General features: G+C 38.1%; 12 protein-coding genes. 1 reads left to right on the top strand and 11 read right to left on the bottom strand.

Annotated elements, in window-relative coordinates:
* Window positions 1-43 precede the first annotated feature (43 nt).
* The 11 genes from ribH to V0410_RS16240 form a co-directional block, all read right to left on the bottom strand.
* Entirely contained in the window at window positions 44-562 is a 519-nt protein-coding gene (ribH, locus tag V0410_RS16190; RefSeq protein ID WP_313002423.1) for a 6,7-dimethyl-8-ribityllumazine synthase, read from the bottom strand.
* 3 nt (window positions 563-565) lie between these two features.
* Window positions 566-1,273, bottom strand: a complete 708-nt coding sequence (locus V0410_RS16195; RefSeq protein ID WP_062673110.1) for a hypothetical protein — start codon at window positions 1,271-1,273, stop codon at window positions 566-568.
* Between the two features lie 239 nt (window positions 1,274-1,512).
* Entirely contained in the window at window positions 1,513-2,049 is a 537-nt protein-coding gene (locus V0410_RS16200; protein WP_330744874.1) for an adenine phosphoribosyltransferase, read from the bottom strand.
* A 3-nt stretch (window positions 2,050-2,052) separates the two neighbouring features.
* Window positions 2,053-3,252, bottom strand: coding sequence for a hypothetical protein (locus tag V0410_RS16205; RefSeq protein WP_330744875.1), 1,200 nt, complete (start codon window positions 3,250-3,252; stop codon window positions 2,053-2,055).
* 116 nt (window positions 3,253-3,368) lie between these two features.
* Window positions 3,369-4,385 (bottom strand): hypothetical protein, encoded by a 1,017-nt coding sequence (locus V0410_RS16210; RefSeq protein WP_330744876.1) that lies wholly within the window; start codon window positions 4,383-4,385, stop codon window positions 3,369-3,371.
* Between the two features lie 85 nt (window positions 4,386-4,470).
* On the bottom strand, window positions 4,471-5,802 hold the full coding sequence (locus tag V0410_RS16215; RefSeq protein WP_034691800.1) for a hypothetical protein: 1,332 nt from the start codon (window positions 5,800-5,802) through the stop codon (window positions 4,471-4,473).
* A gap of 8 nt (window positions 5,803-5,810) precedes the next feature.
* Window positions 5,811-6,500, bottom strand: coding sequence for a c-type cytochrome (locus tag V0410_RS16220; protein ID WP_110009109.1), 690 nt, complete (start codon window positions 6,498-6,500; stop codon window positions 5,811-5,813).
* A 1-nt stretch (window position 6,501) separates the two neighbouring features.
* The gene (locus tag V0410_RS16225) at window positions 6,502-7,023 is read right to left on the bottom strand and encodes a DUF3341 domain-containing protein (RefSeq protein WP_027371993.1); all 522 of its coding nucleotides are present in this window, start codon (window positions 7,021-7,023) and stop codon (window positions 6,502-6,504) included.
* Window positions 7,010-8,407 (bottom strand): NrfD/PsrC family molybdoenzyme membrane anchor subunit, encoded by a 1,398-nt coding sequence (nrfD, locus tag V0410_RS16230; RefSeq protein WP_034691792.1) that lies wholly within the window; start codon window positions 8,405-8,407, stop codon window positions 7,010-7,012. The genes V0410_RS16225 and nrfD overlap by 14 nt, the downstream gene beginning before the upstream one ends.
* Window positions 8,408-8,432: 25 nt before the next feature.
* On the bottom strand, window positions 8,433-11,495 hold the full coding sequence (locus tag V0410_RS16235) for a TAT-variant-translocated molybdopterin oxidoreductase (RefSeq protein WP_330744877.1): 3,063 nt from the start codon (window positions 11,493-11,495) through the stop codon (window positions 8,433-8,435).
* Window positions 11,496-11,518: 23 nt separating this feature from the next.
* On the bottom strand, window positions 11,519-12,877 hold the full coding sequence (locus tag V0410_RS16240) for a c-type cytochrome (protein ID WP_110009111.1): 1,359 nt from the start codon (window positions 12,875-12,877) through the stop codon (window positions 11,519-11,521).
* Between the two features lie 184 nt (window positions 12,878-13,061).
* Here V0410_RS16240 and V0410_RS16245 point away from each other — a divergent pair, with 184 nt between their 5' ends.
* Entirely contained in the window at window positions 13,062-13,619 is a 558-nt protein-coding gene (locus tag V0410_RS16245) for an SPOR domain-containing protein (RefSeq protein WP_330744878.1), read from the top strand.
* Window positions 13,620-13,626: the final 7 nt, after the last annotated feature.

Raw genomic sequence — 13,626 nt, forward strand, 5'->3', positions numbered from 1 at the left:
TATTAAAAAATAGTCCCATTATATTGTTAAAGTGAATAAAAAGTTAAGAGTGTCCAAAACCTATATTCCCTTTTTTATCAGATAATTTCTTTTTGAAATCAATCATTCTTAGCGCTGTAACTGCTGCTTCCACCCCTTTATTTCCAAGGTCACCGCCGCTTCTTGCGATAGATTGTTCTTTGGTATCATCTGTTAATACACAGAAGATTGTAGGAGTATCCGTCATGATATTACAATCTTTGATTCCCTGTGCTACTGCAGAACACACATAGTCGAAGTGAGGCGTTTCTCCACGGATTACACATCCGATTGAAATTACTGCGTCATATTTTCTCTCTTTGCAAAGCTGCATGCTTGCATAGCTTAATTCAAAAGCTCCTGGTACAGGGAAAAGTTTGATGTTTTCAGGTTTTACCCCTTCTTTTTCAAGAATTTTCAAAGCTGCATCACGAAGATTGTAGGTTACAAAATCATTCCACTCAGAAAAAACAATGCCGATAGAAAAATCTTCGGCATTCGTTATATGAAGTGGCTTGTAATCGGAAAGATTAACTGTTGCCATTTTTTAATAATATTTAGTCATTTCGATATAAGAATCAGACATTCCATTGTCGTAGTCCTGATATTTCTCGTCAATTGCAGAGAAGTATTTTTTAGCTTCTGCATTTTTCTTTAATCCTAAGGCAACGATACCTGCTTTTCTTGTAAAATAATACGTTGTGTAAGGATCATCAGATGCTGTAGCAGCCTGATCTAATAAAGAGAGAGCCTCATCGTTTTTGTTAAGACCTGATTTTGCATCAGCCATCGCTCCATACTTCATTGCCATCAGCGTTTTGTTTTTGGAAGAGAATTTATCCAAAAGATCATATGCTTCCTGGAATTTTCCTTCTTTGAATTTTAATAAACCAGCATTGTAAGCAGAAAGTTTACCAATCTCAGTAGAAGAATATTCATTAGCTGTACCTATAAAACCAGGATTAGCAGCAGATTTTCCACCTAAAGCATCTTTATCTTTGCCTTCTGTAAGGTTTTTTTGAGCAGCAAGGAAACTTTTTACAGCTTCAGTGTTCTTTGGAGCAATCACAAATTGCTTATAAGCAAAGAATCCTAAAACTCCCAAAATCAATGCTCCGAATACAAAACCCAGAGGTTTTGAATATTTTTCAACAAATCTTTCAGTGTTTAAAGCCTCTCTGTCAAGGTCTTTAAAGAACTCAACCGTTTCTTTACCTTCTTGCTCGTTCTGAGCACTCTTTCCCAATTTTGCCATAAGTTTTTAAAAATTGAAATGCAAATTTAATTGTTTCTGAGAGATTTACAAAATACTTTGTTGGTATTATTAATGAAATTTTGTGAATTGTTAATCGTGGATGGTGAATTTATTAAAAAAAGATGCTTCAACCTTGCCCGGCATGACACTTCTAATACTAACTGTTTTAATCTCACAGTAAATTATCAGCCATTGTCATGCTGAGCGGAGTCGAAGCATTTATCTTGTTAGGATCAATCTTAATAACTTAAGATGTGGTAGATCTCTGCACCGAATTTCTTCAGTTTTTCATCACCATTCAAGCCTTGTAAGCCGATAAGGAAACTGAACTGTGAAACTGTTGCGCCTTGCTTTTCTACTAATTTAGCCGTAGCTTCAGTAGTTCCTCCGGTTGCCAGAAGATCATCATGAATTAAAACTCTTTGTCCGGGTTTTATCTGCCCTTCACGGGTTTCTATAATAGCGCTTCCATATTCCAGGTCATATGTTTCTGAAATGACAGGAGGAGGAAGTTTTCCCGCTTTTCTGATTAAGATGAATGGAACTTCCAATGCCACAGCGATAGCGATTCCAAAAAGGTAACCGCGGCTTTCAATTCCGCAGACTGCATCGATTTTCCCTTTACTGAAGGCTACAAGATCTGCAATAACGTCTTCATAAAGTTTTGGATTTAAAAAGATGGGTGAAATATCCTTAAACTGTATTCCGGGAATCGGAAAATCCGGGATATTTTCAATTGTTTCTTCTAATTTTTTGATCAGTTCTGCTGAAGCCATTTATTAATTGATTTTATAGCTGGAAATTTTCCAGTCACCGTTTACATTTTTAAGCCCGAAAGTTACTTTTAAAGAAGTTGTCTTCCCGCTTTTATCCGTCACATCATAAGTGGCGTTTACACTTGCACTGTTGGCAGAGGTACCGTTAGTTGTAATATTTTTTACACTTACATTCTTCACCGATCCGAAACCTGAAGTAGGATTGGAGAAAGACTCATAGCTTCCCCAGCTTGGGTTGCTTGCCGTTTCGTAAGCTGCTTTTAAATTCTGGGAACTTACATTGTTCAGAAACTTGCTTACTGTATTCTTAGGATCTGCTGTGGGCTGCTTTGGAGCTGCTGGTGTCGTTGGAGCCGCTGTTGACGGATCTGTCGTTGTTCCGGAAGGAGCTGTAGGGTTGTTTGGATCCACCACTGCACTTGGCTGTTCTGATACCGCTGTAGAATCAGTTTTTGGAATGGCAGGCACTTTTAAGGCTGCAGCATTCACATCAAGTCCGATTTTTGACATTTTGAAAGTTTTTGCCGTAGTTTTTACGGAAACTGTGATGTCAATTTTATTATCTACCACTTTTGAAGCAGGAATAGATGAGAACTTTAAGTTGAATCCTTTGAAGTTATTATCCTGCATCAGGTTTTTAGCTGTAGCCAGTCTTACCCCGTTACTGAATACTTCAAGAGTGGCTTCAAGGCCGGCTCCTGTGAAAGATACCGGGTTTCCGGCTGCATCTACAAGTCTTGGAACAATCTGGATGGCTGTAGGCGCTCCGGTTCCGTCATCTCCTGTAGGTCTTGTCACAAGGCTTAATGATCCTGCTTTTACGTCATTAGGATCGCTTTCTTTTGCTTTGTCATCCCCGAAGATATTCATTTCTCCCAGTGATGGTGGGGCAGTACTTGCCCATTCAATTCCATTTTTCTGTGCAACTTCGTCTGCCAGGGACATGATTTCAGGAACTTTCTTCCCGTTGATCAGTTTTCCAAGGGCTTTTAGCTCATTGATATCACCATCAGCTTCTACTCCAAATGTTTTAAGGATGTAAAGAGCTTCATTAAACTTAATCTGTTTAATGGTTGGTAAACTGGAGGTCATATCATTGATACTTGACTGCAGTGTTTTAGTATTCGTAGCATCTACATGATCTTTCTTGCATGCTGTAAAAAGCAACAGACTGAAAACAAGTAGAAAAGAAAACTTTTTCATTTTTATTTGGTTTGTTGCAAATTTAATAAAACCTTTATTAATACTGGATTTTATTTTCACTTTATGTTTTATGACTTATTTTATTTCTTTATCACAGGAGCCATAATCTTTTATTTTTACTTTTTATTGGGTTGTTCTTTTAAGTCTCCTTTAAAAAAATTACTAAAGATGGTCTGCATATTCGGGAATGAAGGATCCTGCCAGTAAGATGTTTGATAACTGCTGTTATCTTTACTGAATTTTACCTTTTCAATATCATTGTCGTTAGTAAAGCTAAGTTCCGCAGGATAGAAATTAGTGTAAAGTGCAATCTGATTGTATTCGGGTTCACTTTTATGTTTAAGTTTAATAAAAATCAGCTCGTTATATTCCCGAAAATCTTTAAGTGTTTTTTCTGATCCTTTCTCAAACGACATATTCAAAATGGTTCTGATATCATAAAATCTGTATCCGAAGAATGAAAATTCTTTTTCCTGAAGTGCGCCGCCTGTCACTTCAATCTGATCTTTACGGTCGCCTTTCAATTCTCTGATGATATTTCTTTTGGTTTTATACTCTTCAGGATTTCCTACATTTTTAAGTTTTGGGATTTGCAGAGAGTTCCCATAATCCCATGATGAAGTTTCTTTTTTCTCGTTTTTAGAGTCTGTCAGTCTGAAAACTCTATATTGTTCAACATTGGTACTTTTTAGTTTTTTTGTTTTGTTGTCAAAAATATAGGTTACAATTCCGTCGGTATAACTATTCAGTTTATTATTTACGGTCACGTAAGCATTAAAATTTCCTTTGATAAAAATGTATTTGGCAGGTTTATTATTTTTGATAACTACTGTTTCAATTTCTTTTACCTGATCATTGATTTTAATAATGGGCTGATCAAAATCGGAATAAGATAAGGTAGCCACCGGAAAATTATTGTAGACAAGCTGAAACTTTTCCTGTGAGGGAGATAATGATTGTTTGTCAATCTTACCTTCAATATCTGAGTATGCCAGAATAGTTCCATCTTTCCCAAATACAGAAACTCTTGGAAGAGGGCTGTTATTTTTTTCAGAAACAAAGGTGATGGTCTGAGCCTGAATAAAACTACATAGCAAAAGGAAGAATGTGTAAAGACAAAGTTTTGTTTTCATAGTAAGTTTTGTTGATGGATGTGCATAAAAAAAGACTGATCGTTTTAACAATCAGTCTTTTATCATTTTATTTTGTTACAAGTCCTTAGAAAGGATACTCATAAATTTCAGATTCGTGTAAGAATGGGTTTCCTGTAGGAATCAACTTCAGTTTAGATAAAGCTGAAAGTACAGTAAACATGAATAATCCGGCTACGAATAAGATTGCTCCAAGGATTAACAGGAATACTTCAGGAGTGTTCCAGTATGGTCCTACCGTTCCCGGCATTACCATGTTGAAGTAATCTAAGATGTGTCCTAAGATCACCACTACTGCCATTGTAGTAACAACTTTGTAGTTTCTCTTGATGCTGCTGCTCACTAATACCAATAATGGTAATAAGAAGTTGATGATCAACATCGGTAAGAAAGTAGGAGAGTAGTGCTGGAATCTACCGAAGAAGTAGTTAACCTCTTCCGGAACGTTGGCATACCAGTACAACATGAACTGAGCAAACCATGTATATGTCCAAAGCATACTTGTAGCGAAAAGGAATACTCCTAAATCGTGTAAGTGGTTGTCATTGAACTGTGGTAAGAAACCATTTTTCTTAAGATAAACACTTAATAGAATGATTACAGCGATACCACTTGAAAGGCAGCTAACCATTGAATACCAGATATACATTGTAGAATACCAGTGAGGGTCAATAGACATCAACCAGTCCCAAGCCCAAGCTGCAGAAGCAAATCCGAAGAATGCGATATATCCTACTGCCCATCTGTAAAGCATTTGGTACTCTACTTTAGACTTCGTTTCATCAACTTTCTTAGACTGAGCTTTTAATTTCCAAGCGAAGAAAGAAGCACCAATCACGTAGATTAAAGTTCTTACTGCGTAGAAAGGAATATTTAAGAATTTTTTCTTTTCGAATAAGATCACATCAAAATGCGGAGAATCCGGGTTTGTCAATTCAGGGTCCATCCAGTGGAATAAGTGACCATTATGAGTGATGTTTAAGATCATAAGGATTACCAGGATTGCACCACCGTAAGGGATATAAGAAGCAATAGCTTCCATTACTCTTGTAATGATGATCGGCCATCCTGCGTGGGCAGCGTGCTGAATAGAATAGAAGAATAATACGCAGCAGCTTACTCCAAAGAAAAATACAGCTACAAAATGTATTGCTGCTAAAGGCTGGTTGTGTACCTGCAATGTAGCATGCTCAAGGTGAGCTGCGTGATCCTGAGGTCCAACCATTTCACTTGAGTGTGTAGGAGCAGTATGACCTGAAGCATGAACAGCTTCCATCATTTGTTCTATTTTCTCAGTAGAAATTCCTTTGTTCAAAAAGAAACCAATACCGAAAAGAACTAAACCTACAACAAGAAGTATTATAGAAGTTGATTTTAATTTTGGTGAAAAACTATACATTTCTTTTCTTATTTTTTAGTTTCGGTAGTCGTTTCAGTTGTTGCTGGTGCCGCCGCTGTAGCTGCTGCCGGTGCTGCTGCTCCTTTTTTGAAAGCACTCATCACATACATTGCTACTCTCCATCTGTCTCCTGCGTTCAATTGTCCCGCATAAGATCCCATGGCATTTCTACCGTTTGTTAATACATAATGAACAGATCCTACAGTAAGTTCTCTGTCAGCATAGTTTGGCACTCCGGAGAATGCTCCACTTTGTACGATAGGTCCTTGTCCGTCACCTCCTGTTCCGTGGCATGCAGCACAAGTGTGATCAAACAATATTTTACCTCTTTCAAGATCCTTCGCTGCATTAGCTGGGTTCAAAGGAGATACTGTAAGTTTTTTAGAGGCTTCATACCCTGCGTTGTACTCGTCAACATTTTTAGGTAATAAGCTTTCTTCAAAAACTCCATCTTTATTCTGAGCAACTGATCCTTCTACCGGAGAAAGACCTGTTGCACCATTATTTTTAACAAAAGCAGGAATTTCATTTTCATGATCTGAGTAAGCATCCTGAGCTTTCATCAATGGATCATAAGCTACCGGAAAATACATGTCCGGGAAATATACCAACGGAGTGTTCTCCTTTGGTCCGCAAGAGTTAAGTAAAACTGTTGTTAAACCTAAAACCGCTGTAATTTTTAATACATTCTTTTTCATTTTAAGCGTCTTTAACAGTTATTTCTTCAACTCCAGTTTCAATAAGCAACTGTTTTACAGATTCTACATCTTCAGTTACGAATTCCATCATGAATTTATCATCAGTAGTTCTTGGGTCCGGGTTCTGAGCAGGAGCTCCTGGATACATTTTGTTTCTAACCAGGAAAGTTAAAGACATCATGTGAGCTGCACAGAATACCATTAATTCGAACATTGGAACTACGAATGCCGGCATGTTGTGTCCCCAGTCAAAAGCTGGTTTACCACCGATATTCTGAGGCCAGTCGTGATTCATCACATACCAGGTAAGAGTAGCACCGATCGTTACACCATAACAAGCATAGATGAAAGCAGCATCAGAAATTCTGGTTTTCTTTAGACCTAAAGCTTTGTCTAGTCCGTGAACCGGAAACGGAGTATAAACTTCGTTGATTGCGATTCCTTTATCGTTGAATGCTTTAACGCCGTTCATTAAATCGTCGTCGTCAGCATAAAGTCCGTATACAATTTTAGTGGTGCTCATCTCCTTCTTTTGCTTTATAAGTTTCACCTGAGATTTTCAAAATCGATTTTAATTCAGCCTGTGCAATTACAGGGAATGTTCTTGCGTATAATAAGAATAATACAGAGAAGAATCCGATTGTTCCTAAGTATACACCCACATCAATGATCGTTGGCTTAAACATAGTCCATGATCCTGGTAAGTAGTCTCTTGAAAGGTTGATAACGATGATATCAAAACGCTCGAACCACATACCGATGTTGATGATTAATGCAACAATGAATGTCCAGATAATGTTCGTTCTTAGTCTCTTGAACCAGAAAGAAGCAGGAATAACAAGGTTACAGATGATCAATGACCAGAATGCCCACCAGTAAGGTCCTACAGCAGCACCCGGAGAAAGATATGTGAAATCTTCAAATCTGGATCCTGAGTACCATCCGATGAAATATTCAGTTGCGTAAGCTACAGTTACCATACCACCTGTTAAGATGATTACGATGTTCATGATTTCGATATGATACATTGTAATATATTCTTCTAAGTGACATACTTTTCTTGCAACCAACAATAGGGTCTGTACCATTGCAAATCCTGAGAAGATCGCACCGGCAACGAAATAAGGAGGATAGATTGTTGAGTGCCATCCTTTAATTACCGAAGTTGCGAAGTCAAAAGATACGGTAGTGTGTACTGAGAATACAAGCGGAGTTGCCAAACCTGCAAGAACCAAAGAAAGTTCTTCGAATCTTTGCCAGTGTTTTGCTTTACCACCCCAACCGAATGCAAGGAATGTATAAATTTTCTTAGTCCAAGGAGTTTTCGCTCTATCTCTGATCATTGCAAAGTCAGGGATTAGTCCCATGAACCAGAATACAGTTGATACTGAGAAATACGTAGAGATCGCAAATACGTCCCAAAGTAGAGGAGAGTTGAAGTTCCCCCAAAGAGAACCGAATTGGTTTGGTAAAGGGAATACCCAGTATCCAACCCAAACTCTACCCATGTGGATTACAGGGAAGATTGCTGCCTGTACAACCGCAAAGATCGTCATCGCCTCTGCAGATCTGTTTACAGACATTCTCCATCTCTGTCTAAATAATAATAATACTGCGGAGATTAGGGTCCCGGCGTGACCGATACCTACCCACCATACGAAGTTGGTAATATCCCAACCCCAGTTAATAGTTCTGTTAAGCCCCCATGCTCCAATACCTGTCCCGATAGTGTAAGCGATACAGCCGAATCCATAGAGGAATAGAACTAGTGCAGCATATAATGAGATCCACCATAATTTACCTGCTCTTTCTTCGATAGGTCGTGCGATATCTTCTGTAATATCGTGATAAGTTTTGTGACCAATAATTAGAGGTTCCCTTATCGGAGCTTCGTAATGTCCTGACATTTTTTACCTATTTATTATTTAAACTTTATTTTTCTACTCTGTTTCTTACTTTAGTGTGATAGAACACGTTTGGTTTTGTTCCGATCTCCTCTAGTAAATAATATCTTCTGTTAGATGCATATTGCTCTCTGATCGAAGAATCTTTATCATTCATGTCTCCAAATGTCATTGCTCCAGTAGAACAAGCTTTAGAACAAGCAGTCTGGAATTCTCCATCCTTCACTCTTCTTCCTTCTTTCTTAGCCTCAAGAATTGTATTCTGAGTCATTTGGATACACATTGAACATTTCTCCATTACCCCTCTAGTTCTTACAACTACGTCCGGGTTAAGTACCATTCTTCCTAAATCATTGTTCATGTTGAAATCGAACTTGTCATTTAGGTTATAAGTAAACCAGTTGAAACGTCTTACTTTGTACGGACAGTTGTTTGCACAATATCTTGTACCGATACATCTGTTGTAAGCCATATGGTTTTGACCTTGCTTACCGTGTGACGTAGCCGCTACCGGACATACAGTTTCACATGGAGCGTGGTTACAGTGCTGACACATTACTGGCTGGAAGATCACATCAGGATTATCAGCAGGGTGGTTCAATGCACCTCCTTCTTTGTTGAATGCAGTACCGTATAATTCTGGTACAGCCATTCCTTCTTTTAATCCTTCGTATACTTCTACCGTTTGTCTTGAAGAATAGTAACGGTCAATTCTTAACCAGTACATATCTCTGGACATTCTTACTTCTTCTTTCCCTACAACAGGAACGTTGTTTTCTGCCTGACAAGCAATAATACATGCTCCACAACCAGTACAAGAGTTCAGGTCGATAGATAAGTTGAAGTGAGGACCATCTGTATCATCAAAAGCATCCCAAAGGTCTATTTTTCTCGCTGGAAGTGCTCCGCTGATCGTGTGGTATTCCAAAGGTTTGTTCCATCCTTTGTGTTCGTCATCGAAAGCTACGTTGATGAAATCTGCCAAAGGAACTTCCTTCGCGATTTCATAACGACCCATCAATGTATTTTGAAGCTGGATACCTGCGAATTCGTGATCTTCTCCTGTTTTCTCAATTTTAACACCTGAAAGCACAAGGTTAGAACCGTCAAATAAAGGATAAGCATTTACACCGGTATCAGCAGTTGCTCCTGAGTTTTTCTTACCATAACCAAGTGCAAGACCTACAGATCCTTCAGCTTGTCCTGGTTGTACGAATACAGGAACATCTTTTATTGTTACTCCGTTTACAGTAAGGTTTACAATAGAACCATCCAGCTGCATTCTAGCGTTAAGATCGTTATCAATTCCGAACTTTTCTGCGTCTTTTGGAGAAATTGTCAGATAGTTATCCCAAGACATTCTTGTGATTGGGTCAGGTAACTCTTGTAACCAAGGGTTGTTTGCCTGAGTACCATCTCCCATTGAAGTCTTAGTGTATAATACTAATTCTAATTCAGAAGCTTTAAAGTTTCCTAGTTCAGCAACAGCCTGAGCAGCGTTTCCACCTGCATAAGCTAAAGTAGTTGCGTTGGTAGAAGCGTTGATCCCGTTATACAATGCTTTGTTGAAAGAAGTACCACCTAGAAGAGAAGCAGAGTTTGCTTTTAAATAATCGTAGTAGTTGTTTGCTGCATTGTTTTTTCCATTCTTCCATACCAATAGAGATTCTTCAATCTGTCTTGATTTGTAGATTTTCTGGATCGTAGGCTGCATTAATGAATATACTCCTGTCTGTGGTTCGATATCTCCCCAAGACTCCAGCCAGTTGGCTACAGGAATTACAGCTTTCGCTGCTTTGTACATTTCATTTTTCTTATCTGCTACAGCAATTACGTAAGGAACTTTAGATAAAGATTTTTTGAAATCTTCTCCTTTTGGATGAGAATAGATAGGGTCTACGTTGTTGGTAACCAATACACCAACTTGTCCACCGTTTACCCATCCTAGGAATTCCTGGTATCTTGCTCCGTCAAATTCTTTAAGGAAGTTTGCTTTACCTGTGAAAGCTACTGAACCTAATTTCTGGTTGATTAAGTGTGCTAAAACCTGTGCTCCTTTAGAACCGTCAGCAAAAACAACAGCTTTGCTGCCTTTTGCTTTCAATTCGTTAGCAATTTTAGTTGCAGTCTTATCAGAAGTACCGCCACCTACGATTGCGTTGTAAACTTCAACTAAAGTTTTGTTTACAGCACTTGGTTTTAATCTGTATCTTGAGTCAGCATTAGCACCGGTTAAAGACATGTTAGATTCCACCTGAATGTGTCTCAACATGTTTGGTCCTGGCTTTCTAGCTGCTGCATAAGAAGTTTCTAAGCTTGAAGCGTTATAGTCTCCTAAGAAATCAGCCTGGAAAGAAACTACCAATTCAGAACCTTTAAGGTCATAAACAGGTAATGCTCTTTGTCCGAATACTTCCTGAGCTGCATCTAATCCTGCAGAGTAAGGGAAAGCATCATACGTTACTAATTCAGCTGTAGGATATTTAGCTTTGAATTCAGCGAATAACTTTTTGAAAGTTGGTGAAGCAAAAGAGTGTGATAAAACCACAATCTTTTTGCCAGACGCTTTAGCTTCTTCCAAACCTTTAATAACAAAACTGTCTACTTTATCGAAAGTTTCATCTTTACCATCCAGTTTAGGCTGCTTTACTTTATCATTATCATAAAGAGAAAGTACACTTGCCTGAGCTCTTGCGTTAGTTTTACCTAAATCGCCGCCAGCTGGGTTTGGTTCAATTTTGATAGGTCTACCTTCACGGGTTTTTACTAAAACACTAGCAAAGTCGAAACCGTCAAAATAGGTTGAAGCGTAATAATTAGGGATTCCCGGAATAATATCATGCGGTTTTACCACGTAAGGAATCGTTTTGATTACCGGAGCTTCGCAGGCAGCTAAGGTAACTGCTGCTGTAGAGAATCCTAGTAATTTAAGGAAATCTCTTCTTGAAGTACTTGATCCGTTTTTCTCAGCATCTCCAAGGAAATCTTCTACCGGAATTTCTTCCTGAAACTCTTTCTGAGCCAGCTTATTATTCAAAGCCGGATCTTTAAGTTCATGAATACTTCTGAATTGTATTTTGTTTGAAGCCATTTATACTTCTAATTTTTTAGTTATTAATAATGACATTTACCACACTCAAGACCTCCAATTGCATCTACAGTGATCTTACCTCCATCTTGTGGATATTGTTTTTTCAACTTGTCATGTAGATTTTTGAAGTACTCTTTATTATAACCGTTGTTCATATCAACTTCAGTCGTTCTGTGGCACTCGATACACCATCCCATAGTAAAGTCGTTAGCCATCTGAACAACATTCATTGTATCAATTTTACCGTGACAAGCTTTACATACAACATCAATTTTGTTGTTAGGATTCTTTTTGTTGAAAGAATTGATGATCGCCTGTTCCCCAGCAATTACGTGCTGAGAGTGGTTGAAGTAAACGAAGTCTGGCATGTTGTGGATTCTTGTCCATTCAACCGGTTGTGTTTTTCCTGTGTACTGTTGTTTTGCAGGATCCCAACCTGTTGCTGCGTAGATCTTCTGGATTTCACCGTCATAGAATGCCTTGTCTTTTCCAGGCTCCATGTAGTGATCTGCGTTGTATTCAGAAATTGTTCTGTGACAGTTCATACAAACGTTCATAGAAGGAATCTCTGATACTTTTCCGTATTTAGCACTGGAGTGACATAACTGACAGTCAATTTTCTGTTCTCCGGCGTGGATTTTGTGAGAGAAGTAGATAGGCTGTTCAGGTTTGTACCCTTTGTAAACACCGATCCACATTAGCCAGTTCCATACTCCGTAAGCAGCCAAAATAGCAAGGATTGCCAATAGACCTTTACCAATGAAGTGGAACTTCTCATACATTTCACTGAAAGAACGAACTCTTGTTTCATTAAGTCCCGCTAAATCTTCAGACTGACCCAGTTTTACCAATTGTCTTAGTTTAACCAAGATCCAAACCAGTAAACCTGCGATCGCTAAAAGTGAAATGATGACAACGTTTGTTGTAGTTTTGTCTGCAGGTGCTGCCGCAGCAGCGTCAGTTGCAGGAGTTGCTTCCGGCTTTTTCTCCTCCGGAGCAGGAGGGTTAGTTGTGAAAGCTAAAATGTCGTCAATATCCTTATCTGTAAGATTTGGAAAGACCTGCATTTCAGTCTTATTAAACTTTTCAAAAATCTCATTAGCGTATTTATCCCCAGAAGCTCTCAGAGCTTTGTTGTCTTTGATCCACTTGTGAAGCCAATCTTTGTCTACACCACCTTCTGTCTTTACTCGTTCTACAACCCCTTTTAATGGTGGTCCTACAACTTGTTTGTCCAGCGCGTGACATGCAGTACAATTCGCTTTGAAAAGTTTCTCTCCGTTTTTAGGATCGCCGTCTTGCCCGTAAAATGAAGCACTGGTTGATAGCAATAAGCCTATCGCGATCAACGTTTTTTTATAATGCTTTCTCCAACTAATCATTTAAATTATCTTATGTTAGTAAATTATTGAACATTCAATCAATTCCGCAAAAATAATATTTTTAACAGGAATTTAACGGTATATCGAAAAGGGAAAATATCATTTACGTTTAATTTGTATTGATTCTAAATAACCAGTTTGGTATAGTTTTTTAATTTGTATAAATTTGCGGAAACAAGTTTAAATGAGAAATCTAATCAAAATATTTTCGATATTATCATTATTTGGATTTTATAATATTGAAGCACAGCAAGTTGTTAAAAAGGATACCCTGTCAGGAACAGAGCTTGTAATGACAATGGATTCCAAAATAAATGCTGCTTTGGAAGGAATTGAAGGGAAATGTGCTAAAGCTGCGCCAACAAATTCTTCCAGAGATTTCAGTAATAATGATAGTGGAATTTCTACAGGAATAAGTACAAAACCACCTAAGATCTTTGTGCCAAGCAGAGAACTTACCAATGCTGAAATCTGTAAGAAAAATCCTAGAATTTTAGGGTTTAAAATTCAGATTACAACAGTGAAAAGTAATGAAGAAGCCAATGAGGTGAAGTCTTATTTCAGAAAAAGATTTCCCAACCTGAAAGTGGAAACAGATGCGTCTTTAAGACCCAACTATAAGATTTTGGCCGGAAGTTATTTCACAAAACAAAGTGCTGCCAGTGATCTTTCCAGAATCAGAGAATACTTTAAATCTGCAGTAGCAGTACAGTATAGAATTTTCTGTGCCGAAGCAAAATAAAAGAATT

It is taken from the genome of Chryseobacterium sp. CP-77, assembly GCF_036362765.1.
Classification (GTDB): Bacteria; Bacteroidota; Bacteroidia; order Flavobacteriales; family Weeksellaceae; genus Chryseobacterium; species Chryseobacterium cupriresistens.